Genomic DNA, 22,956 nt, shown 5'->3' with positions numbered 1-22,956 from the left:
ATGTGGTATCTTTATCCTTCAGCCGCCACTCTTGCGCCTGCGACCCGCGCGAACGGCCCAACAGGGCAGCCTTCACGGCCATGATCACGCTGAATAGGGCCGCCAGTATTACGCAGCAGGCCATAAATCCTCCTCTGGAGTTACCCGAAGAACCGTTCGACCGTCGAGGCGGACGGTGAAGGCAATCTTCCCGGTCCCGTCGGCGATAAGGGAACCGGACATCGCGCCGCGGAAAAGATAGCGGCCGTTCGCCTTCAGGCCTGTTAAGCCGGCCTCGAAAACGCCGTCACCATAAAGCACGGCCCGGAGTTCGCCGGATACATAATGGGCGGCGGCGACCAGGACTTGGGGGTAGGGCAAGTCCACCAGCTTTGGGCCATCGGAACCTGCCGTTGTGATCAGGCGGCGGAAACTGTCTTTGACCGTCGCGCGTGCCATCAATTCGACGCCGTGCGACCAAACCGACGCCCGCGGGCGATGGATTACCCCATCTTTCAGGACTGGCGGGCATTCGTCACTCAAGGCCGAGAGGCAGGCTTCGTAGACTTCGCGGTCGCCCAGCTCGGCAGCTGCCAAGGCCGTTGCCGTGTAAGCGCTGGCGCGTGAGAATCCGTAATTTCCCGTATCAATGGGCCAGAATGCGCGCCGCCGGAAGCGGCCATTCTTGTCGAATAACCTCTGCCGCAGAAGCAGCCACTGCCGTCGGCCGATATCCGGCGCAATGGTATTGAGGAAAAAGCAGGGCATGGCCAGGGGCATGGCGCCGCCGATGGCGGGCAGGGACAGCCCCGTCCGCGCTGAGCGGCAGGGTACAAACCTGGCAAAGGCATCAAGAAATTCACTGTCGAGCGCCGTGCGAAAATCATCGGCTATGGCATCCCATCGGACGCCGTCATGCGCCTGAATGGCGCTGGCGCCGACGGTATTGCACAGCGGGTAAATCCAATTGGGTTCGCAGGCGAACAGGGTGAACGCGGAGCGCGCCATCTCACTTTCGAGGCGCGCAATCAGATCGGCATCGCAAAACGCCAGTCGATCATTGAGGCGAAAACGGTCTGCGACGGTAAAGTCGTTGGCGCCATTGGCCTTGAGCAAGGCCATCTGCAAGGCAATAAAGCCGGTAAACATGATATTTTCCCGGCCGATCGGATTGTCGTCAAGACTGAGATTTCCCCACAGATTTTCAAGCGCCCAATAACGCCAGACGCGCTTTTCCGCTTGCTTATCGATGAGGTTGCCCTGGGCATCGCACATATAACCGGCAAAGGCAGGCGTAAACCGTGCCTGGCTGAGGGCGATGGCGTAGGCGAGAAAATTGATCTGATAACGTATGGCGGCAGTTTGGAATTGATCGAGCCGCTCGAATCCTTCAAACGCTTCGATCGGCTGCAACGCGCGATCGAGCGCGAAACGCAGACACTGCAAATGACCGAGCGTCATTTCCGGTGTTTCATCGTCATCCTCTGCGGCCTCAAAAGTCGCCGTCATCAAATAAGCATTGTCGCGCGTGCGCTGACGTCCCGCCAGGGCGTAGCGTACCACGGTGGCGACCAGCAAACCCAGGACCAAGAGGCCGGTTATTCCGAACACCGTGGGTACGGCCAGGTTGTGCGTTGCACCATGATTCATCAGACCCGCCCATACCGCCGCGCCCAACCAGACAGCAGGGGGCGCCAGGACATTTCCGGTACCGAACCACACGCCGAGCGCCAAAAGGAACAGCCCGGCCACCGAGATAGCGGTCGCCAGATGCCATAGGCCGAAAGGGCTAATGAGGTCGTAATGGCTGAGAAAGCCGCCGCCCGGCAAGACCAGCCCGAGTCCAAAGGCTTCGGCGTGGCTGTTGTGGGAGAAGATCGAGAGGGCAAATCCGCAAGAGGCTATTACGAGATATAAGACGATGAGCCTGACGACCCGCGCTTGCGCCACCGGACCGAAGACGCGTGTATAAGGCGGTAGTGGAGCGGTCTTTGGCGGCAAAATGAAACCCTCTGGCCGGTAGCCAGGGTGAGAATGCCCTAACTTCCTTAAGACCTGCCGAACAATGCGCGTGCTAACCCATCACTGACATTTGTATGTTGGCGGAGCACTATTACGCCTAAGAAAGGTTATGGGAAATGATGTCTTTCGGAACGTGTCATGGTTCGGATTTTCCTTGGTAATACCGCCCATAAGGTTTTAAGACGAGCCTTGGCGACGACGCACAATGCGCGACTTCTGCGGGACAAACATGGCGACCATTCAGGATGTAGCAAAAAAGGCCGACGTATCGACCGCGACCGTATCGCGTGTGCTCAACGGTTATGCCCACGTCTCGCCTGCGGTCCTGGCAAAGGTCGTGGCCGCCATCGAAGCCCTGGGTTATGAACCCAATCTGATGGCCAAATCGTTGCGGACACTCAAGACGCGGCGGCTGATCGTTACCGTGCCGGACATCGCCAACGCTTTTTTCGCCAATATTATCCGCGGTGCCGAGGAAGCCGCCTATGCCGCCGGCTATACAGTCCTGCTGGGCGATGTAGGTTTTGACGGCAGCAGCGAAGACGCCTATGCTAGCCTGCTGCGCCGGCGTGAGGCGGATGGTATGATCTTCCTCGGACACACCCTGCCCGCCTCGCTTCATGCCATGATCGAGCGTCTGGGCGAAGCCGCGCCGATCGTCAATGGTTGCGAATTCGTTGAAGACCTGAAGGTATCCAGCGTCCATATCGACAACGCCCGCGCTGCTCGCGAAGCCGTTGATTATCTTTACCAATTGGGTCACCGCCGGATCGGTATCATTACCGGCGACATGCGCAGCCCGATCAGCCGCGACCGCTTGCAAGGCGCCCGCGACAGCGCGGCGGCACATGGTTGCGGCGGCGATCTGCACGTTATGCATGGCGACTATTCCATCCAGTCCGGCGCCGATTTGACAGCGCAATGGATCGCTTCCGGCTCGATACCGACCGCCCTGTTTTGTTTTAGCGACGATATGGCGTTCGGCGCCCTGCACGCCCTGCGTCAGGCCAGGTTGGAATGTCCGCGAGACGTTTCGGTGATCGGTTTCGACGATATCCGCCTCTCCCGCTTCGGTACGCCGTCCTTAACGACCGTGCGCCAGCCGATGCGGGAAATCGGCCGCAAGACCGTCGAATTGCTGATCGCCATTATGGACGGCAGCGCCGCCGGCAGGGTCAACCTCACCCTGCCGCATGAACTGGTCGTTCGTGAATCTACCGCGGTGCCCGGTTTTTTGGCTGCCGCAAATGGGTAGATGATCCACCCATGTTGTAATGGATTACAACATGTGCTTCTCTCACGCCCGGACCATCCGTTAACAGAGGTGGCCGGCTCAGGGATCCTCAGGCGTGACAAGCTCAACACAATCCGGCACCGGCGTGCTGTTCACCACCTCGTTCGCCGCCATTACGGCGACCTCCTTCTGCTTCATCCTGCGCGCCCTGGTCATCGACGACTGGGGCCTGCAATTCGCCCTGTCGGAAACGCAAAAGGGTGAATTGCTGGGTGTCGGCCTGTGGCCGTTTTCCATCACCATCGTCCTGTTCAGCTTCTTCATCGACCGCATCGGTTTCAAGCTGACCTTCTGGTTTGCCGCCCTGTGCCATTTGGTCGGGTTGGGCTTCCTGCTGACCGCCCATGGCTACTGGGCGCTCTATGCCGGCACCTTCATCATGGCGCTGGGCAATGGCGCGGTCGAAGCCGCCGCCAATCCACTGATTGCCACGATCTTTCATCACGACAAGCCGAAATGGCTCAACCGGGTCCACGCCGCCTGGCCGGGCGGCATGATCCTGGGCGGCCTGCTGGCCATGGCGCTCGGCAATGTTGATTGGCGCCTCAAGGTGGCGCTGATGATCGCCCCCATCCTGGTCTATACGGTGCTGTTGATCGGCCGCAAATTTCCGGTCAGCGAACGCGTGGCGTCCAACATCTCCTACCGTACCATGTTGGGCGAAGCCGGCTTTATCAGCGCCTTTATCCTGGCCGCCCTGATCATGCTGGAGGTCGGGCGGGTGTTCAACCTGACGCCCCTCGTTACCTTCGGATTGGTCGGCGTACTAACGCTGCTCTATGCTTTTCTGTCGCGTTCGGCGGGCCGGCCGCTTTACGTCATCCTGGTCCTGATCATGATCCCGCTGGCGACGACCGAGCTCAGCACCGACAGCTGGATCTCGTCCCTGATGGCGCCGGAAATGACCCGGCTCGGCCTCGCCGCCGGCTGGGTGCTGATCTATACATCATTGATTGTCTTCGTTATCCGCATCTTTGCCGGCACCCTGATCGACCGTTTCAAACCGCTCGGTGTGCTGGCCATGGCGTCGGCGCTGGCGGCGATCGGCCTGTTCCTGATGGCGGGCGCCGTAGGCCCAGCCCTGCTCGGGGCAGCGACGCTTTACGGTATCGGTAAGAGCTTCTTCTGGGGCACGTCCCTGGCTGTCGCTTCCGAACAATTCCCCAAGGGCGGCGCGGTCACCATCAATATGCTGGCCGGCGCCGGCATGCTGGCGGCCGGTATCGTCGGCTCGGTCATGCTGGGTGCCGCCCAGGACCACGCTACGCGCGAAAGCATGGTGGCCTATGACGCCACCCACCATACGACCTTCGTCAGCCGTTACCTGACCGAGGACCGCGTCAGCATCCTGGGCCACTATACGGCGCTGGATGCCGCCAAGGTCGCGAGCGCCCCGGCCGACGAACAGACGGTGTTGACCGGTATTACCGGCGCCAGCAAGCAGGTGGCGCTACGCGACGTCGCCCTGCTCCCACTCGTCATGCTGCTGGCCTATCTCGGCCTGATCTTATTCTTCCGCTCGCGCGGCGGCTATAAGCCGGTGATCCTGACTCCGACGACCGAGGCGATCGATGGCTAGATTGACGATGGGTATGGTCGGGGGCGGTCCGGGGTCATTTATCGGCCCGGTCCATGCCATGGCGGCGCGTCTTGACGATAAAATCGCGCTGGTTGCCGGCGTTTTCAGCCGTAATCCGGCCAAATCGGCCGAAGCCGGAGCCTTATACAACCTTCAGCCCGAGCGTATTTACGCCTCTTACGGCGACATGTTCGCCGCTGAAGCCGGCAAACTCGACCTTGTCTGTATCGTGACACCCAATTCCACCCATTTCCCGGTGGCAAAGGCGGCCCTGGAGGCTGGCATCCATGTCCTGTGCGACAAACCGGCTACCCTGAATCTTGCCGAGGCCCGCATTTTGGCCGATATCGTGGCGGCCTCGGGCAAACAGTACGGCCTGACCTATACCTATAGTGGCTATCCACTGGTCCGCGAAGCGCGCAAGCTGGTCGCCGACGGCCGGCTGGGCGCCATCCGCAAGGTCGTGGTCGAGTACAGCCAGGGCTGGTTGTCGCAACCGGTGCACAACAAACAGGCCGACTGGCGCTCGGATCCTGCACAATCGGGCCTTGGCGGTTGCGTCGCCGATATCGGCGTCCACGCCTTTCACCTCAGCGAATTCGTCACCGGACTAAAGGTCGAAAGCCTGATCGCCGATCTCGGCCACGTCGTTGACGGCCGGGTGCTCGACGACGATTGCGACGTCTTGCTGCGTTACGATAACGGAGCGCGCGGTGCCCTGATCGCCTCGCAGATCGCCGCCGGGGACCGCAACGGTTTGCGCCTGCGTGTTTATGGCGAAAAGGGTGGGCTCAACTGGTCGCAGGAACAGCCCAATACCTTGACCTTGCATTGGCACGACCAGCCGACCCAGATACTGCACGCCGGTTCGCCCTATCTTGCCTATGGCGCGCGTTTCCCGGCCGGCCATCCAGAAGGCTATCTCGAAGCCTTCGCCACACTTTACAGCGACTTCGCAGCGCAAATTAACGGCCATCCTTCCCTCGTTCCCGGCATCGAGGACGGGGTGCGTGGCATGGCCCTGGTCGAACGGGCCGTTTCGTCCAGCCGGTCGCGGCAATGGGAAAACCTGCTATGAAAACCCTAAAAGGCCCGGCTATCTTCCTGGCGCAGTTTATCGGCGATGCAGCGCCATTCAACCAGCTCGATACATTGGCGGCCTGGGCGGCCGGCGTCGGCTACAAGGCCCTGCAGATTCCGACCTCGACACCGCATATTTTCGACGTCGCACAAGCCGCGACCAGCCAGACCTATTGCGATGAGGTCACCGGCACCCTGGCCCAGCACGGCTTGGTCGTCTCGGAACTATCGACCCATCTCCAAGGGCAATTAGTCGCCGTCCATCCCGCCTATGACAGCCTGTTCGACGGTTTCGCGCCGGAACCGTTACGGGGCAAGCCGGCCGAACGCCAGGTATGGGCGGTCGAGCAGATGAAATTGGCCGCCAGGGCCTCGGAAAATCTCGGCCTCAAGGCCCACGCTACCTTTTCCGGGGCGTTGGCCTGGCCCTATTTTTATCCGTGGCCGCAGCGCCCGGCCGGCCTGATCGAGGAGGCCTTCGCGGAACTGGGCCGGCGCTGGCGGCCGATCCTCGATGTCTTCGACGAGGCCGGTGTCGATTGCTGCTACGAGATCCATCCGGGTGAGGACCTGCACGACGGCGCGACGTTCGAGCGCTTCCTCGCCGAGGTCGGCGGCCACGAGCGCGCCAATATCCTCTACGATCCCAGCCATTTCGTGCTGCAGCAGCTCGACTATCTGCAGTTCATCGACCTCTATCACGACCGCATCAAGATGTTCCACGTCAAGGACGCCGAGTTTAACCCGAATGGGCGCAGCGGCGTCTATGGCGGTTACCAGGGCTGGGTCGACCGGCCTGGACGCTTCCGCTCGCTCGGCGACGGCCAGGTCGATTTCAAGGCCATATTCAGCAAGTTGGCCCAGTACGACTATGACGGCTGGGCGGTGCTGGAATGGGAGTGCTGCCTGAAGCATCCGGAGGACGGTGCCCGCGAAGGCGCGCCCTTTATCCGCGACCACATTATCCGCGTCACCGAGCGCGCCTTCGATGACTTTGCCGCCAGCGGCAGCGATGCCGCGGCAAACCGTAAAGTATTAGGCCTATGAAAAACCTGGCCGCTTGCGCGTTGATGGCTGTAACCCTTCTTGGTTGCCACCCAGGTAAGCCCGACGCCACATCGTCGACCTCGGGCGCCGATTGGCCGGTCTATCACGGCAATGCCAACGGCACCCACTATTCGACCCTGGATCAGATCACCACGGCGAACGTCAAAAACCTCAAGGTTGCCTGGCGTTTCGATTCCGGCGATGCCTTCGGTGAAGGCGGAAACCAATCCGACATGGAGGGCAATCCGCTGATCGTCCATGGCCGGCTCTATTTCATCTCGCCCAAGGGCCGGTTGTTCTGCCTCGACGCCGCCACCGGCAAACAGGCCTGGGTCTTTGACCCGGCCCACGGCGAGGCGGTCAATACCAAGCAGCGCCTGCGCGGCGTCGCCTACTGGCACGACGGCGACGACGAACGCATCCTCTTCACCTACAGAAACCACCTTATCGCCGTCGACGCCAAGACCGGCCAGGTTAAAAGCGATTTCGGGCAAGACGGCGAGGTCGACCTCAGGCAGGATATGGGTCGCGATCCCGCCAGTATTTCGGTCAGCGTCGTGTCGCCGGGCGTCGTCTATAAGGACATGATCATCCTCGGCTCGACCGGTAATACGCCCGGCCATGTCCGCGCCTATGATGTCAGGACCGGCAAGCTGCGCTGGATCTTCCACACCATTCCATGGCCCGGCGAGGACGGCTACGACTCGTGGCCGAAAGACGCCTGGAAGACCGCCATGGGCGCCAATGCCTGGTCGGGCCTGACGCTCGATCCGGAACGCGGCCTTGTCTTCCTGCCGCTGGGTTCGGCCGGCATGGGCAACAAGGATTTCTACGGTAGCGACCGCAAGGGCGATAATCTGTTTGGCACCTCGCTGGTCGCGCTCGACGCCAATACCGGCAAGAAGGTCTGGCATTTCCAACTGGTGCGCCACGACCTGTGGGACCGCGACCCGCCGACGCCGCCGACCCTGGTCACCGTCCATCGCGACGGCAAGGACATCCCGGCCGTCGCCCAGATCACCAAGGCCGGAGTTGTCTTCGTGCTCGATCGCCTTACCGGCAAATCGCTCTATCCGCTCAATACGATCCAGGCCATCAAGTCCGACATCCCGGGTGAAGTCACTGCCGACACTCAGGTCATGCCGGCCTCGCCCGAACCTTTCGCCCGCCAGCATTTGACGGCCGATATGCTGACCAACCGCACACCTGAGGCGCACAGGGCCGCGGCCGAAGCCTTTGCCCGGTTAAGCAGCCGCGGGCCGTTCGACCCGCCATCCCAGGCCGGCACCATCATTTTCCCCGGCCTCGACGGTGGCGGCGAATATGGCGGCGCGGCCTTCGATCCGCAGACCCACGTCCTCTACATCAACGCCAATGAGATGGCCTGGACCTTGCGCGTCAAGCCGCAGGTGCACATGGCGGGTTCCGGCGGCGACGCCGTCTATGGCAATACCTGCGCGTCCTGTCATGGCGACAACCGCGCCGGCAGCCCGCCGGAATTCCCGTCTTTGATCGGCGTCAGCAAGCGCATGAACGACGAGCAGATCACGGCGCAGATCGTCAAGGGCGGCGGCCGCATGCCGGCCTTCGGCACGGCCCTGACCCCGGCCGAGATCAAGACGCTGGTCGCCTTCCTGCGCAGCGACCCGGCGCCCAGGACAGCGTCGGCCTATCCCGATACCCAGAACGACGACTACGTATTCGACGGCTATAATCGCTTCCTCGATCCGGACGGCTATCCGGCCATTGCGCCGCCGTGGGGCACGCTTAACGCGCTCAATCTCGATAGCGGGCAATATCTGTGGCGTCATCCGTTGGGCTATTATCCCGAGCTCAACGACATGACGACCGGCAGTGAAAACTATGGCGGTTCAGTCGTCACCGCCGGCGGCGTCTTGTTTATCGCAGCCACGGTTTACGACAATAAATTCCGCGCCTTCGACAAACGTACGGGTGCTCTGCTGTGGGAAACCGACCTGCCCGCAGCGGGCGTGGCGACGCCCGCGACCTATATGGTCGGCAACATGCAATATGTCGTCATCGGCGCCGGCGGCGGCAAAAATGCCAAGGCTAAACCCGGCGGCGAGATTATCGCCTACAGCCTGCCCACGGATAAATAAATTTTCAGACGAAATGGCCGAGTAAAGTTCAGCTCTTCCGGGACATCAGGCTTTTTAGCCGACGTACGCCGTCCAGCAGGATGGGCGGCACGAACGGCCTGATCGAGCGCATCAAGCCGGCATGCGGTTTGGCGGCTTCAAGATATTGCGTGTAGTGCGGCGTTTCGGCCTGGCCGCGATCGGGGCTGTAGAAATAGGCCGCCGCCGACCGGCGCGATCGGCCGGTTGGCTCTGCGATCGGTCGCGGACAGCCGTGCAGCGCCGTCGGACCGTTCATGAACATGATCGTTCGGCCGAAATCAGGCACGATGCTGACGTCACAGGCCTTGGTGGCGGCATTCCACAGTTCGAGTTGACCGCCGTAATCGGCCTTCCAGTCTTTGTTGAGATAGGTAATCATGACCAGGCGGTTGGCAAGGCCGGTAAGCGGGTGATGGGTATAGTCGATATGGATGTCGAAACGGCCGCCAGTCGGCACGTCGTGCAGGCCGCCATTGAGCAGAGACGGATCGGTGACCAGATCCGGAATGCTCGTCAACTGCGTCATGAAGTGCAGGAAGCGCGTCGAATAAATGGTCTGAAAATAGAGGTCGGTCGCATGGCCCATCCGGGCATAGGGCAAGGTGCCGCGACGATCTTCGCGGGCGTGTTCGGACAGCTTCCAGTTCTTCGGGGACAGTTGATCGTATTCCTTCGCCATTTCTTCGAGCAACGGCTTGGAAAACAGATCGTCGATGACCAGGTGGGCAAACGGCGCCGCCCCGTACAGCCGCTCGCGCAAGGCCGTGATTTCGGACTCGCGCAAATATTTCGGGTTCATCAGTTCGTCGAGATAGATCGGTTGCCCCCCGATCACCGCGTGATTACGCGCGACTTCGCCGTCCCTGGCCATGTGGTCACCCCTAACTGAGCACCGTGCCGGCCCTCTCGACCGGTCGGGTGCGCCCCGTCAAATTCCGCCTAATTTTACAGGGCCGGGCAAGTGTGCGCTTGCGAAAGGCCGATTGTAAATTTTCCGTTAAAATCTACCTTAGATTAACCCTTTTCGCCACGATTATTTGCGAAAAGAGCTGAAAATTATCACCTTATGGTTTTTTGCGCACAGGGCGCTACCGACGGCATTGCTGCCGCGCAAATATTGCATGGCAACATCTTGGTATTATTTCTGGGCAAAATATCCGGCCGCAAACGGCAAGCGATTAGTAATGACGATGGGCCTGCCAATGGGCAGCCGATCCGATCAGGCTGTCCAGGTCGCTGCAGGTCGGCGTCCATTTCAGCATGGCAGTGATTTTGGCAACATCGGCGACCAGGGATTCCGGATCGCCGGCGCGGCGGGGTCCCATACTATAGGGCACCGGCCGCCCCAGCACCCTGCCCGCCGTCGTCAGCATGTCGAGGACGGTGACACCCTTGCCCGTGCCGACATTGAAGATCTGGTTGTCACCGCCACCCATCAGGCGCTCCAACGCCTTGACGTGGGCATCGGCCAGATCGACGACATGGACATAGTCCCGGATCGCCGTGCCGTCGGGCGTGGCATAGTCCGAACCGTAAACGGTCAGGGGCTGCCCCTTCCCCATCGCCGCCTGACAGATCAACGGAATGAGATGGGTTTCGGGGTCGTGGCTTTCGCCGATCTCACCGTCGGGATCGGCGCCGGCGGCGTTGAAATAACGCAGGATCGTGTAGTGCAACGGGTGCGCTTGCGCCATCCAGTGCAGGGCCTGCTCGAAGGCGATCTTGCTGCCGCCATAGGGATTGATCGGCAGCAAGGGGTGGGTTTCGGGAATGGGCGTGACCTGGGGCAGGCCATAGGCCGCTGCCGTCGACGAGAAGACGATGGACGTGACCCCGCCCTCGACCAGGGTCGAAACGAAACTGGTCGCCGCAGCGACATTGTTGTCGTAGTATTTGGCGGGGTTGCGGGTGCTTTCGCCGACCTGGCTGAAGGCGGCGAAATGGATGGCGCTCTTGATGTCGTAGGTCGCGACGGCGTCGAGAATAGCCTGGCGATCGCGCAGATCGGCTTTGATGAAAGGCCCCCATTTGACCGCCGCCTCGAAACCCGTGACCAGACTGTCCAGGGTGACCGGCAGGTAGCCCGCCTGGTAGAGTGTCTTGCAGGTTTGGGCACCGATATAGCCCGCGCCGCCCGCGATCAATATCGCTTGTCTCATCATCAAATCCGTTAGTACAATCTATTCCAAGGCGCCTCTCGCCTTGGCAAGGGCAAGCGCCCGCCGCCGCCCATGCGGCGTGCCCGGCGGCTTTGGAGCCGCATTAAGCAGCCTGCTCGATCCGCCAGTCGGCCCGTCCGGTCAAGGCACCCAGGAGCGCCCGCCAGATGAAGACCTGATAATCGATGAAATAGCGCCGCCACAACCGCGCCGGCTCCATATAGATGCGGTAGGCGAAACGCAGGTTGAGGCGGTCGACCCAGGCCGGGTAATAGGTTTCCGACTGCAGATACTGATCGAAAAAGCCGCCGCAGGTGATGGCGATGCCTGTGAAGCCGGCCTGACGCAAGGCCAGCAGAGCCTTTTCCTGATAAGGGACACCCATGCCGATAATGACGACGCGCGGATTGACGCGCATAATATTGGCGACCTTGACATCAAGCGCGCCGTAGCCGTCATCGCAACCGACGACCGGCAGGCCGCGATAACGTTGGCGCAACTTTTCCGATACCTGCTCGGTCACGCCGGGCTTGCCGCCGACCAGCATGACGCCGGCATTGTCGCGGCACAGGGTTTCGAAAAACGGACCGGCCAGGGAGGACATATCGAAGCTGACGCGCTGGCATTCCAGCCGCGTGATCAGGCGGCAAACATAGGCGACACTGCCGCCGTCCGGGAGCACCATGGTGATCTGCTTCAGGCCCTCGAGATAGTCTGGCTGGCGCAAGGCCATGGCCCAGGATTGCGGATTGACGAAGCTGATGAAATGCGACTCGTCGCGCTTGCCGATCAGCTCACAGATCGAGTCGACCGTGACCCCGGCGTTCAGGGGCAGATCGAGAAAATTCAGACGCAAAGGCTTCATGGGGAAACACCGGAATAAAGGTTGACACACGACAGTCTTGCAGGCCGGACCGGCCATGCGGTCCACCGCTCCCCTTCGGTCACTTCCCTTTTATGCTGCGTTGCAAAATACCTTACCTGCCTTTATTTTATTGGCAAGTCCTCATCGGAAATAAATTTTTAACCATAGTTATTATCGCAGCGCGATATTTTTTTAGGGCAAAATGGCACAGTCTTTTCGCACACAGAATGTATGCGCGGAAATAAATTATGTATCTGTGTAATAGATCACAAGTACTCATCAAGTACAATTATGATTAAACGAGTGTTAAAAACATCGTTATTGGTTAACGACCGAAATGTGGCGGCGTTTTTTCCATTTTAACCTATATTCGTTATGTCTAATGTCGGTTTTGTTATCGAGCGTGGAGTGGCGTCATGGGCCTGCTGACATCTCTGTTACGGTTGCCGCGCCTGACAGGCCCGGCTGGACGCAAAGCAGTGGGCGAATCTTCTACCTGCGATGACATTACTGATGGCGACACGGTATCCGGCGACAGCCCGCAGTCGCAATTTTCGCCGATACGTCCTCTGGCCGGCGCCGCCATCGGCGCCCTGACGGCTGGCCTGGCCGGATGCGGCGGCAGTCAAAACGGGACCGCGAGCTCCGGCGACACTGCCTCCACGACCCACAGCGCGCCCAGCCTGTCGACCTTTCCCGAGGAAAGCGCCGCCCGCTTTCTGCTGCAGGCGCAGTTTTCCGCCAGCGACGACGAAATCAAGGCTGTCCGGACTCAAGGCTTCGCTGTGTGGTTGAAAAACCAATATGAGGTGCCAATCGGCGTGACCGGTCGGCAATGGCTCGATTCCCGCGGCTTCGGGTCGGTCGATTCGGCACTGAAGTTCTTTCAGGTCACCTATACCGACAACATGATGTGGAATCAGCTGATCACCGCGCCGGACGCCGTCCGCAAGCGTGTGGCCCTGGCCCTGTCAGAATATTTCGTCGTTTCGAGCACGGCTTTCGACGGCTATTGGCCGTCCTATGTCATGGCCGGCTATTGGGACATGCTCAATAGGCAGGCCTTCGGCAATTTCCGCGACCTGCTGGAAGCCGTCACGCTCAACCCGGCCATGGGGCGCTACCTCAATACCAAGGGCAATGTGAAGGAAGACGGCAGCGGCCGCCAGCCGGATGAAAACTATGCCCGCGAAATCCTGCAACTGTTCTCCATCGGCCTTTACAAGCTGAACAAGGACGGCACCTACGCCACCGACAAGTCCGGCGCTCTCATCCCCACCTACGGCCAGGCCGACATCAACAACCTGGCGCGTGTCTTTACCGGCTACGACTACGATACGCGCACCACGGTATGGTCGCCCCTGACCATCAATGGCGGCGTCTACCAGGTCCCGACCCGCGATTTCTGCGACCTGCCGATGGTGTTCAACGCCAGTCACCATTCAACCCTGGCCGCGTCCTTTCTCGGCGTGACCATTCCCGCCGGCACCGACGGCGCGACGGCGTTGAAAATCGCCCTGGACACCGTTTTCCATCATCCCAATACCGGCCCTTTCTTCGCTCGCCAGATGATCCAGCGCCTGGTGACGTCGAATCCGAGTCCGGCCTATGTCGGTCGCGTCGCCGCCGTCTTCGCCGGTACCGCCACCAATGCGCGCGGCGATTTGAAAGCGGTATGGACAGCGATCCTCAACGACGTCGAAGCCCGCACGCTTTCGACCTCGACGACCGGCGGCAAGCTGCGCGAACCGATGATCCGTTTCGTCCAGCTTTGCCGTACCCTGGGCGTCACGACCGCGACAGGAGACTGGAATATCTACGACACGTCACGCGACATGTGGGGCATGGGTCAAAGTCCCTTACGCGCGCCCTCGGTCTTCAACTTCTTCCGTCCGGGTTACGTGCCGCCGGTACAGGCACTGTCCGATGCCGGGTTAAGTGCACCGGAATTCCAGATCGTCAACGAAGCTTCGGTCGCCGAATATCTCAACTTCCTGATGCGTTTCCTGAAAAACGGCCGCAACGACGTCCTGCCGGACTTCAGCGGCCTGATGGAGCTGGCCGACGACAGCGGACGCCTGCTGACCTGGCTCAACCTGCATTTTTGCGCCGACCAGCTGTCCGCCAACACGCTAACCGTCATTCAAAATGCGCTGGATACCTATCCCGCGACCAGCGCCAGCACGGATGCCAAAAAGCTCGACACCCTGCAATCGGCCATCTTCATGGTCATGGCCTCGCCCGAATATCTCGTCCAGAAGTAGGTTCTAAAAGTATGCATATCAGCCGCACCAAAGAGCTCAGCCGGCGCGCCTTCATGACGCGCGGCGCCCAGCTGGCAGGCCTGGGAGCCGCCGCTCCGCTGGCCATGAACCTGGCCGGATTCGGCGAGGCCGCGGCGGCCGAAGCTGAGGATTACAAGGCGCTGGTTTGCGTTTTTCTGTATTCCGGCAACGACCAGACCAATACCGTCATACCCTACGACACCGCCAACTACGATCTTTACAGCGCCATTCGCGGCGGCGGCGACGGCCGCACGCGCGGCGGCATAGCGCTCGGGCGCGACGAATTGACGGCGACCGCCCTGACACCTGTCCACGCCCAGACCCTGACCGACGACCTGCAATATGCCCTGGCGCCGGAATTGACCGGATTGTCGTCGCTGTTCGCCGCCGGCAAATTGGCCGTCCAGCTGAATGTCGGCCCTCTGATCGCGCCGCTTTCCGCCGCGCAATATAACGGCGGTAACCGCGCGGCCTATCCGGTGCCGCCGCAACTGTTCTCGCATAACGACCAGCAGTCCTTCTGGCAGTCCCTGGCTATCGAAGGCGCTATCCAGGGCTGGGGCGGACGTATGGGCGACCTGGCCTTGTCGTCGAACGGCACCTCCAGCCTGACCTGCGTCACGGCCAGCGGCAACGCCGTCTATCTGTCGGGCAAGACCGCCAGCCAGTATCAGCTGGACGCCTCGGGCGCCATTTCCATCCTCGGTCTCAATAACCGCTATTTCGGCAGCAATGCCACGGTCGCCGCCTTGCAAACCCTGCTGTCGCAACCGAGTAGCCACGCGCTGGAAAATGAATATACCCGCGTCACCCAGCGCTCCATCGACATGCAGGGCACGGTTAGCGCCGCGCTTAACGGGCTGGATTTGACGACCAATTTCAATCCGACCGGTGTCGCCAACCCTTTGACCGATCAGCTGAAGATCGTAGCGCGGATGATCGCGGCGCGTAACCGGCTGGGTATGAAGCGCCAGGTCTTCTTCGTGTCGCTCAACGGTTTCGACAGCCATGACAACCTGATGCGCGACCATCCCGTCCTGATGACCAAGGTCAATGAGGCCATGACCGCGTTTTATAATGCCACGGTCGAGATGGGTGTCGCGAATAATGTCACTGCTTTCACGGCGTCCGATTTCGGCCGCACCCTCACCTCCAACGGCGATGGTTCCGATCACGGTTGGGGCGGGCACCATTTCGTCGTTGGCGGGGCGGTCAAGGGCGGTCAGTTCTATGGCACGGCGCCACATGTTTCGGTGAAAAGCGACGACCAGGTCGGCCAGGGCCGTTTGCTGCCGTCGACCTCGGTCGATCAGTTTGCGGCCACCCTGGCGCGCTGGTTCGGAGTGTCCGCTGGCGATATGCCGACGGTCCTGCCGCGCATCGGCAATTTCGCCACGGCCGACCTGGGCTTTATGGGGTAACCGGCGGTTCAGGCTCGGCAATCGCGATGGCAGGCACGGATTTACGGCTGCGCATCTTTTTGAGCATGGCGATCAGCAATCCCGCCTCTTTGCGCATCAACACGCCGGCGCAGCCGATATAGACGACGGCGCCCAGGGCAATGGCCAGGGCCATGTGAAGATAGATATTGGCCGAGTGCCACGGCGCCTGTTCCAGGGCGAAAATCGCCAGGGCCATGACGGCCGACGACGCGATGGGAAGAATCAGGCGGGCAAAACTCGGCCACAGGTCCAGTGTGGTGGCGCGCTTCAGCACTTCGACATAGGACAACAGCGCCACGGCCGACATGGCAACCCAGCCCCACGACATGACGACCAGGCCGTGCGGCGCCAGGAAGAAAGCAAGGCCGAGATTGGCGGCGACCACACCGCATTGGACCTTGAGATAGAGAGCTGTTTTGTTATGGGCGCGCAGGACATCGCGCAAGACGATGACAAATGGCAGGGTCGTGCCGGTCAGCAATAACAACTGCATGACCGGGATGGCCGGATCCCACGCGGGCCCGAACAAAACCGGGACGAACAGGCCGGCGATGGCGGCCGTGCCGACAATGGCCGGAAAGATCAGCGCGCCGATGACCGCGATGATCTGGCCCAGCACGCGCTGCTGACCTTCGTGGTCGTCCTTGATTTCGGAAAAGGCCGGATAAAGGACGACGTTCAGGGGATGAATCAACACGTCGTACATGGCCTGACGGATGCGCGTGACCAGCGAGTAGTGGCCGACGGCGACGACCCCGATGAAGGAGCCGACAATGACGCGCGGCGCTTGCTGATCGAAAAAGTCGAGAAAGTAAGAGCCGCTGGTGCGGGCGCCGGGCGCCATGACGGCGCGCAGGCAGGTCTTGTCGAACATCAGCTTCGGCAGCCAGCGGCAACCCGGCCAGATCACCAGGTTGGTGACCAGGTACATGACGATCTGCTGGGCGATCAGGGCATAGGGACCGAAACCGCGCAACGCCATGACGATACCGGTGATCCCGCCGGCGACATTGGCGATGATCGTCCGGATGGTGAACATGCGGAAGTCCATCGACTTCATCACCAGGGCATAGGGTACGGCCTGGGCGGCGATCAGGATCGGCACGAGAGCAATCCAGTGCAGCAGCGGTTCGATCTGATCATGTTTCATAAAGGCGGCGAACGGGCCGGCCGTTAGGAAGCAGATGGCGCCCAGCACGACACCTATCGCCATGACCGTCCAGAACATGGTCGACAACCGCTTATCGTCGCGAATCTGCAGGGCGACGATGCCGTCCATGGCACCGGAGATAATGAAATAGGAGATGGTGATATAGATGTAGCAGAGATTGACCAGGCCGAACTGAGCAGGGCCCAAAATGCGTGCCAGGATCAGGAAAACGACAAAGGACAAGCCCTGCTGACCCAGCTTCTCCAGCAAGGCCCAGAACATGCCCGAAGCGATTTTCTTATGAATCGACATACGTCAGGCCGGCGCTGTTAGTGAAGCCACGTGGGCTTCGTAAGGCGGGACTGTGGTCACCAGATGATGGTCGAGCAAATCCTGGGTCGAGCCGTATTTGACGCTGCCGTCATAGACGAAGACATTGTCGGGGTTCTTATTGAAGCTGTGCAAATACTTCTTGTATTCGACGCCGCCGCCGAAATGTTGGCCGCGGGTGGCTGCGACGGTCGCCTTTTCATGGAAATCAGAGAAGAACTTGAAATGCAGGATGGCGCTAGTGACGGCCGACAATTTCACCGCGGCGCACAGGGTATGCAGGGTAGAGACATAGCCCTTCTTCCATTTGACCAGCGGTACCTTGTAGAGAATCGGCGGGCCTTGCAGATGGGTGCGCAGATTGCCGAGACCGAGCTTGGGCAGATGCTTGGCGAGTTGCGCCGCCAATCGCTTCTTCCATTGCATCCAGGTCGTACGGCGGTTCCATTCCGGATAGAACATGCGCAGGCGCGGGCCGCCGACCGGTTCCCGCGGCGGGAACGGCGCCTTCATGAACGGCAGGGCCGGCCGGTCCATGAAACCGTAGTCGCCGTCGAAATAGGGGCAGACCTCGAGAAAGGGTTGGCCCGGGGTGTAGACGGCGCGGTCGAGGCCGCCCTCGCCGTACATGTCGAGCAGGAAACTGGCGACCGCCTCGCTGCCCTCGGCGTCGAGAAAATCACAGAAGGCGCGTATGCCGATTTTTTCGCAGTGCGGAAAAACAAACAGCTCGTCGGCGTCGACGACCAGGGTCCAATGGCCGGTGCCATAGCCGTCCAGCAGGCTGTTTTGCCAGTCGGCCTTGCCCGGTGCGAAGCGATTCCGGGTGTGGAAAACGTGACAATCGGGCTGTTCCAACAAGAATTCGATGGTCTTGTCGGTCGAGTCATTATCAACAATGAAGAAGCGATCTACGCCTATACTACGATAGTAATCCAGTAGATGAGGCAGTCTTGCCAACTCATTACGCACGGTAGCAAACAGTCGCACTTCCCGTTTATCTTCGGGAATGCTGTGGCCGTCCAGCCGTGTCAATACATGTACTTCAATCTTCATGTCACGTCTCGGGAATTGGCTTGAATCAACCTAGAAGAACCTGTCCAGCGCTGTCAAGGTATACTTGGCAAATAATTCCGCTGTCTGCCTTGGATTCTTGCCAATGGCACGCGTCAGGCAGGTCATAGACGTCCGCCACCTGTTTCTTCTAACATTGAGCGACGCAAGATAAAACCACATATTGCACTCGCGAACAGAACGCATTTGCCTAAGTTGTCCCGGCGTGAAGCGCGCGGTCACCCGCGGGTCGCCATAGACAGCGTTGATACTGGGCAGGGCGCGCTCGAAATGGATGTTCTGGACATGGCTGAGGCCGGTAATCAGCTCGCGATATTCCAGCGCCTTGAAACGCGGGACATAGACGAAATCACCACAGGTGGCCAACATCGTCCACGCTACCCAGTCCTCGGCACAGATAAGCGCCGAGTTCCAGCAGTTCGATGCCAGGATGGCGTCACGCCGGATGACGGCGCAACCGCCGTTGGGCATGTGGTTGTTGCGCAGGAAGGCGCGCAGGACGTCGCCCGTGGGCCGATTGCGTCCACGGGCATAACGGTGCAGTCCGAACTGACGGCCGCGCGCATTGATGCGCACGAAATCGCCATAGGCCAAGACCGCGGCGGGCGCAGCGATCAGGGCGTCGCCCAGCACCTGAAGCGTATCGGGCCGCAACCGGTCGTCGGCATCGAGATAGCTGATATAGGCATAACGCGCCATCAGGGTGCCATCGTGGCGCGCCTGGGCTGGACCGCCGTTTTCCGACCGGACGACGACCCGAATACGCGGATCGTCAGCATAGGATCTGGCAATCGCCACGGTATCGTCGCGCGAACCGTCGTCAACGACAATCAGCTCCCAGTCGGGCGTGGATTGCGCCACGACCGAACGGATCGCTTCATCGATATAGAGGGCCGCATTATAGGCGGCCATGACCACGGATACGCTCATGCGCGTTTGGCACCCCGCGCCGTTATTTCGTCGTAATAGGCTTCCAGTTCGGCGCTGCGGACGGAGACGTCGAAGCGTTCGGCGACGAAGGTGGGACCGGCGGCGGCCATACGTGCCGCCAGGGCGTCGTCGAGGAGGATCTGGGTCAGTCTTTGCGTCAGGGTGTCAACGTCCTTTTCGGCAAAGGCAAAGCCGGTCACGCCCTCGATCAGGCCTTCCGTGGCGCCGCCCAGCGCCGATGTGACGACCGGCACGCCGCAAGCCTGGGCTTCGAGGATGACAAGCCCGAAGCCTTCAGCGTCGCCATCGGCGGCGGTGATGCTAGGCAGGCAAAAGACGCGCGCCTGATGCATCTGCTGTTTGACCTCAGCCGGCGGCAGGCTGCCGGTGAAGGTTACCGGCACGCCCAGCTCGGCGGCGCGCGCCTCCAGTGCCTCTTGCAAGGGGCCGTTGCCGACCATGATCAGCTCGGCGTCGGGCACGGCCTGACGAACGCGGGCGAAGGCCTCGAGCAGGATGCGGCCGCCTTTTTTCTCGACCAGGCGGCCGACGGCCAGGATGCGGCGCGGACGCTCGGTAACCGGGATAGGCGATGGTGTGAAACGTGCCGGATCGATGCCGATATAGTGGACGGTGATGCGCTCGGCCGGAAGGCCGAAGCTGATGGCCCTTGCCTTGACGGCTTCGCTGACGGCGATGAAGTGGACGTTCGGATTTTTCGCCAGGGCCAGCAATTTACGTGGATAATCGCCAAAGCCGGTATGAGCCTTGCGCGCCCATGCCGCCCTTGAGGTCATGATGTCGTACCCATGCAGGGTGACAATGACCGGCACATTCAGGCGCCGCAACACCGGCATCCATTCAACGGCATTGGTGCCGAAATGGACGTGGGCGACGGCCGCACCCAGGGCCTTGACCTGGCGCGTCACGGCTGGCGGAATCATGCCCAGGCGCCAGACCAGGCGGCCCAGCTGACCGGCCAACCAACCGCGGAAAATGCGCGCGTTCAGCTCGTCGAGCGGCAGGCCGCCGGCATTCTCGTTGCCGACCAGAGTAATGTCCCAGGTCTTGCACGCCAGGACCTGCTCGCGGATGAAGGTTTCGGAATAGCGCAGGCATTCCGATCGGACGACGATGGCCTTTTTCATACCGTTTCCGCCTTCATGATATCGGGTGTGTAAGATTCTTGGGTAAAGCCGCCCAGTCCGGCAATCATGCCAAGGCCGAAGGACGACATGGCGAGACCGGATGCCGTCCGGTCGGCGCGAATGGTGACGCAGCCGGCAGCCGCGATCACAACGCCCATCATCATCCGCCCTGCCCCCTTCATAGCACGCACCAGTAATGAACCGGCGCCGGCATGGTGCAGAACCTCGCAACGCGCCAGGGTGTTGCCGTAACGGAACTTGCGTCGCAACAGCCAGCCGAGTGTCACCCGGTTGGCCGGCACGGTTTCCTCCACCACGGCGGCTGGAGCCGCCGCGACGCGCAGGCCGTGGGCACGGATGGCGGTGCGGAAGAAGAACTCATCCTCGCCACCGGCCCTATTGAAACGCAGATCGAAACACATGCCGCTGCGGCGCAGGAAGTCGCACGACAGCATCAGGTTATGCGAGCCGCGGGCCAGGGCTTCGGCCCCGTCACCCAGCAACGGTAGAGACTTGAAAAAGCCGCCGCGCTGAACCCATGCCGGCGCCGTCTCGGGCAGGACATAGGTGACCGAACCGACCACGGCCTCGGCGCCGCTGTCGGCGCGCACCTTGAGCAGGGAGTCGAGCCACAGTTCGCTGGCGATTTCGTCGTCATCGATAAAGGCCAGGACGTCGAGATCGAGTGCCGCGACAATGGCGGCATTGCGGGCATAGCTCAGGCCTTGGCGCGGTTCGCGGACATAGTCGAGGCGGACAGCGGTAAAGGCGTCGCAAGCCGGCCGCGCAGAACCTTCGGCATCGTTGTCGATGACGATGACGCGCCAGTCCGGCGCCGGCACTTGCGAAAAGCGTTGCCGCGCCAACGATGCCAGCAGCACGGCTAGCCGGTCAGGCCGGCGAAAGCTGGCTATGCAGACCGCGACCTGTAACTTGCTTACCTCAGACGTTGTCATGGCGCGTCCGGAAGCTTGGGAGGCGCCGCCTGCGACGGTTCGGTATGTGCTTGTGACTTGTCTTGCGACTCTGGCCGGCTGCGGCGGCGCAACACCTTCTTGGCGGGCGCCGTGAGGGGCACCGGAGCAAATTTGTACTGGGTGGCACTGGCGCAAAAGTAGATGAACATGATCCACTGAAAGTGATCGCGCCACATGAAGGTCGTTTCGGTAAGATTGATGCAGAGATAGAGGAAGATGTAGATCAGACCGGTTGAAAACAGCAGGTTGTCGCCGCGCAGACTCAGCGTCAGATTGGCCCGCAGGCCGTTGACGAAGCCAATGACCAGCAGGATGACACCCACAATGCCGAAATGGATGAAAACCTGCAGCCAGCCATTATGGGCATGCGACGGCACGAAATCCCCCAGACCCCAGTTCATCGACAGGGCTCCCTTGGCCGACGTCCAGAAGGAATCGTAACCATAGCCGATCCAGAAGCGGAAGCCGCGCATGAGATCAAGGATGTGCATCCAGATGACGGTCCGGCCGGACAGGGTCGGGTCCTTGCCGAGATCGACCATATAGGCGTCATAGGTTTTGGCCGGATCGCCAAACAAGATAAAGGCGGCAACGCCCATCACCGCAAAAACGAAGAGGACTGTGGCCAGGGGACGATCACGCCGGGCCAGACTCATAAAGGCCGCCGACACAATGGTAAAACCCGCCAGCACCCAGGCCGATCGCGACAGGCTGCCGGCAACAAGGATGAGCGACATGATGACGACAGCCCACCCCACCCGTGTCGCATATTTGCTGACGATCAGCATAAGGCCGATCAGCAGGGCGCAGTCCATGGTATTGCCCAGCTGATTCTTGTGGCCGAAATATCCGCGCCAGGCGGGAAAATGCTTGTCGTGGTGAATGCCCATTTCCGGGGTCACGAACACACCGAAGAACGTCAACAGGCAAACAATACCCATACATATACCGAGGAGACGCACGAATTGCGGCAGGGTGTATCGTGTCGCCAGATAGAAGGCGAAGCCCGTGCCGCCGACTAGGCTGAGACTGCGGCGCAAAGTGCTGCTGGGCTCGATCGACCACAGGGTCGACAAGATGGACAACAGAGAAATCACGGTCAGCGGCCAGGACTTTATCAACAGCCGCAGCGCTTTTTCGCGATGGATGGCGAGGTAATATATGGCGTAGAGATAGAGCGGCGACAGCAAGACCTGGCGAAGGGCATTGCTGACCCCGCCGGACGCTTTTGCCACGACCAGGGCTGAGCCGATCTTGGATTCCTGATCGCCACCATCGTTGTATAACAGCAGGCTGGTGGCATTGGTCGTGATCAGGATAGCGGCCAACAGAATGAGGAAATCGAAGCTGAAAAAGCTGTACGACGACGTCTTTTTCGGTGCCGGCTTTTCCCTGGCAACGGGCGCCGGACCTGGCGCCGGCGGGAGCTGTCTTGTCTTCGTAAGAGCAAGCAT

Annotated in this window: 17 protein-coding genes; 7 read left to right on the top strand and 10 right to left on the bottom strand. The window is 60.8% G+C overall.

The genetic code is table 11. The annotated features are described in order from the left end of the window. Positions 1–108: 108 nt before the first annotated feature. Complete coding sequence (locus tag AC1DX3_RS17665; protein ID WP_476990641.1) at positions 109–1,929, bottom strand: linalool dehydratase/isomerase domain-containing protein; 1,821 nt, start codon at positions 1,927–1,929, stop codon at positions 109–111. A 301-nt stretch (positions 1,930–2,230) separates the two neighbouring features. Between AC1DX3_RS17665 and AC1DX3_RS17660 the strand changes: the two genes are divergently transcribed. The 5 genes from AC1DX3_RS17660 (at position 2,231) to AC1DX3_RS17640 (ending at position 9,121) form a co-directional block, all read left to right on the top strand. Continuing rightward, entirely contained in the window at positions 2,231–3,256 is a 1,026-nt protein-coding gene (locus AC1DX3_RS17660; protein WP_476990640.1) for a LacI family DNA-binding transcriptional regulator, read from the top strand. A 94-nt stretch (positions 3,257–3,350) separates the two neighbouring features. Beyond that, the gene (locus AC1DX3_RS17655; RefSeq protein WP_476990639.1) at positions 3,351–4,874 is read left to right on the top strand and encodes an MFS transporter; all 1,524 of its coding nucleotides are present in this window, start codon (positions 3,351–3,353) and stop codon (positions 4,872–4,874) included. Next, on the top strand, positions 4,867–5,952 hold the full coding sequence (locus AC1DX3_RS17650; protein ID WP_476990638.1) for a Gfo/Idh/MocA family protein: 1,086 nt from the start codon (positions 4,867–4,869) through the stop codon (positions 5,950–5,952). Before AC1DX3_RS17655 ends, AC1DX3_RS17650 begins: the two co-directional genes overlap by 8 nt. Further along, on the top strand, positions 5,949–7,001 hold the full coding sequence (locus AC1DX3_RS17645; protein ID WP_476990637.1) for a sugar phosphate isomerase/epimerase family protein: 1,053 nt from the start codon (positions 5,949–5,951) through the stop codon (positions 6,999–7,001). Before AC1DX3_RS17650 ends, AC1DX3_RS17645 begins: the two co-directional genes overlap by 4 nt. 23 nt (positions 7,002–7,024) lie before the next feature. Next, on the top strand, positions 7,025–9,121 hold the full coding sequence (locus AC1DX3_RS17640) for an outer membrane protein assembly factor BamB family protein (RefSeq protein WP_476990636.1): 2,097 nt from the start codon (positions 7,025–7,027) through the stop codon (positions 9,119–9,121). A gap of 28 nt (positions 9,122–9,149) precedes the next feature. Here AC1DX3_RS17640 and AC1DX3_RS17635 read toward each other — a convergent pair whose 3' ends face one another. From AC1DX3_RS17635 to AC1DX3_RS17625, 3 genes are all read right to left on the bottom strand, one after another. Continuing rightward, entirely contained in the window at positions 9,150–10,013 is an 864-nt protein-coding gene (locus AC1DX3_RS17635) for a 2OG-Fe(II) oxygenase (RefSeq protein ID WP_476990635.1), read from the bottom strand. 307 nt (positions 10,014–10,320) lie between these two features. Beyond that, a complete protein-coding gene (gene galE, locus AC1DX3_RS17630) occupies positions 10,321–11,301 on the bottom strand; it encodes a UDP-glucose 4-epimerase GalE (RefSeq protein WP_476990634.1) in 981 nt (326 codons plus the stop codon). Between the two features lie 103 nt (positions 11,302–11,404). Then, positions 11,405–12,166: a WecB/TagA/CpsF family glycosyltransferase gene (locus AC1DX3_RS17625; RefSeq protein WP_476990633.1), complete on the bottom strand. Its 762-nt coding sequence runs from the start codon at positions 12,164–12,166 to the stop codon at positions 11,405–11,407. A gap of 479 nt (positions 12,167–12,645) precedes the next feature. On the opposite strand from AC1DX3_RS17625, the gene AC1DX3_RS17620 reads away from it, so the two are divergent. Both AC1DX3_RS17620 and AC1DX3_RS17615 read left to right on the top strand, forming a co-directional pair. Beyond that, positions 12,646–14,430, top strand: coding sequence for a DUF1800 domain-containing protein (locus AC1DX3_RS17620; RefSeq protein ID WP_476990632.1), 1,785 nt, complete (start codon positions 12,646–12,648; stop codon positions 14,428–14,430). An 11-nt stretch (positions 14,431–14,441) separates the two neighbouring features. After that, the gene (locus AC1DX3_RS17615; RefSeq protein WP_476990631.1) at positions 14,442–15,872 is read left to right on the top strand and encodes a DUF1501 domain-containing protein; all 1,431 of its coding nucleotides are present in this window, start codon (positions 14,442–14,444) and stop codon (positions 15,870–15,872) included. Here AC1DX3_RS17615 and AC1DX3_RS17610 read toward each other — a convergent pair. Genes AC1DX3_RS17610 through AC1DX3_RS17585 form a run of 6 tightly spaced genes read right to left on the bottom strand, consistent with a single transcriptional unit; the run spans position 15,862 to position 22,956 of the window. Next, a complete protein-coding gene (locus tag AC1DX3_RS17610; protein WP_476990630.1) occupies positions 15,862–17,355 on the bottom strand; it encodes a lipopolysaccharide biosynthesis protein in 1,494 nt (497 codons plus the stop codon). The genes AC1DX3_RS17615 and AC1DX3_RS17610 overlap by 11 nt on opposite strands. 3 nt (positions 17,356–17,358) lie before the next feature. Beyond that, positions 17,359–18,429, bottom strand: a complete 1,071-nt coding sequence (locus tag AC1DX3_RS17605; RefSeq protein ID WP_476990629.1) for a glycosyltransferase family 2 protein — start codon at positions 18,427–18,429, stop codon at positions 17,359–17,361. Between the two features lie 30 nt (positions 18,430–18,459). Further along, positions 18,460–19,377: a glycosyltransferase family 2 protein gene (locus AC1DX3_RS17600; protein ID WP_476990628.1), complete on the bottom strand. Its 918-nt coding sequence runs from the start codon at positions 19,375–19,377 to the stop codon at positions 18,460–18,462. After that, complete coding sequence (locus tag AC1DX3_RS17595; protein ID WP_476990627.1) at positions 19,374–20,525, bottom strand: glycosyltransferase; 1,152 nt, start codon at positions 20,523–20,525, stop codon at positions 19,374–19,376. The genes AC1DX3_RS17600 and AC1DX3_RS17595 overlap by 4 nt, the downstream gene beginning before the upstream one ends. Next, entirely contained in the window at positions 20,522–21,481 is a 960-nt protein-coding gene (locus AC1DX3_RS17590; protein ID WP_476990626.1) for a glycosyltransferase family 2 protein, read from the bottom strand. Before AC1DX3_RS17590 ends, AC1DX3_RS17595 begins: the two co-directional genes overlap by 4 nt. Continuing rightward, positions 21,478–22,956 (bottom strand): O-antigen ligase family protein, encoded by a 1,479-nt coding sequence (locus tag AC1DX3_RS17585; protein WP_476990625.1) that lies wholly within the window; start codon positions 22,954–22,956, stop codon positions 21,478–21,480. The genes AC1DX3_RS17590 and AC1DX3_RS17585 overlap by 4 nt, the downstream gene beginning before the upstream one ends.

This window comes from Asticcacaulis sp. P2_B1 (genome assembly GCF_056404915.1).
Note: the sequence above shows the minus strand (reverse complement) of the source record. Positions and strands in the feature narration are given on the sequence as shown.

Excerpts from the sequence above, each read along its gene's own strand:
- AC1DX3_RS17660 (WP_476990640.1), top strand. The coding sequence starts at position 2,231 with ATGGCGACCATTCAGGATGTAGCAAAAAAGGCCGACGTATCGACCGCG.
- AC1DX3_RS17650 (WP_476990638.1), top strand. The coding sequence starts at position 4,867 with ATGGCTAGATTGACGATGGGTATGGTCGGGGGCGGTCCGGGGTCATTT.
- AC1DX3_RS17645 (WP_476990637.1), top strand. The coding sequence starts at position 5,949 with ATGAAAACCCTAAAAGGCCCGGCTATCTTCCTGGCGCAGTTTATCGGC.
- AC1DX3_RS17640 (WP_476990636.1), top strand. The coding sequence starts at position 7,025 with ATGGCTGTAACCCTTCTTGGTTGCCACCCAGGTAAGCCCGACGCCACA.
- AC1DX3_RS17635 (WP_476990635.1), bottom strand. The coding sequence starts at position 10,013 with ATGGCCAGGGACGGCGAAGTCGCGCGTAATCACGCGGTGATCGGGGGG.
- galE (WP_476990634.1), bottom strand. The coding sequence starts at position 11,301 with ATGAGACAAGCGATATTGATCGCGGGCGGCGCGGGCTATATCGGTGCC.
- AC1DX3_RS17625 (WP_476990633.1), bottom strand. The coding sequence starts at position 12,166 with ATGAAGCCTTTGCGTCTGAATTTTCTCGATCTGCCCCTGAACGCCGGG.
- AC1DX3_RS17615 (WP_476990631.1), top strand. The coding sequence starts at position 14,442 with ATGCATATCAGCCGCACCAAAGAGCTCAGCCGGCGCGCCTTCATGACG.
- AC1DX3_RS17610 (WP_476990630.1), bottom strand. The coding sequence starts at position 17,355 with ATGTCGATTCATAAGAAAATCGCTTCGGGCATGTTCTGGGCCTTGCTG.
- AC1DX3_RS17605 (WP_476990629.1), bottom strand. The coding sequence starts at position 18,429 with ATGAAGATTGAAGTACATGTATTGACACGGCTGGACGGCCACAGCATT.
- AC1DX3_RS17600 (WP_476990628.1), bottom strand. The coding sequence starts at position 19,377 with ATGAGCGTATCCGTGGTCATGGCCGCCTATAATGCGGCCCTCTATATC.
- AC1DX3_RS17595 (WP_476990627.1), bottom strand. The coding sequence starts at position 20,525 with ATGAAAAAGGCCATCGTCGTCCGATCGGAATGCCTGCGCTATTCCGAA.
- AC1DX3_RS17590 (WP_476990626.1), bottom strand. The coding sequence starts at position 21,481 with ATGACAACGTCTGAGGTAAGCAAGTTACAGGTCGCGGTCTGCATAGCC.
- AC1DX3_RS17585 (WP_476990625.1), bottom strand. The coding sequence starts at position 22,956 with ATGCTTGCTCTTACGAAGACAAGACAGCTCCCGCCGGCGCCAGGTCCG.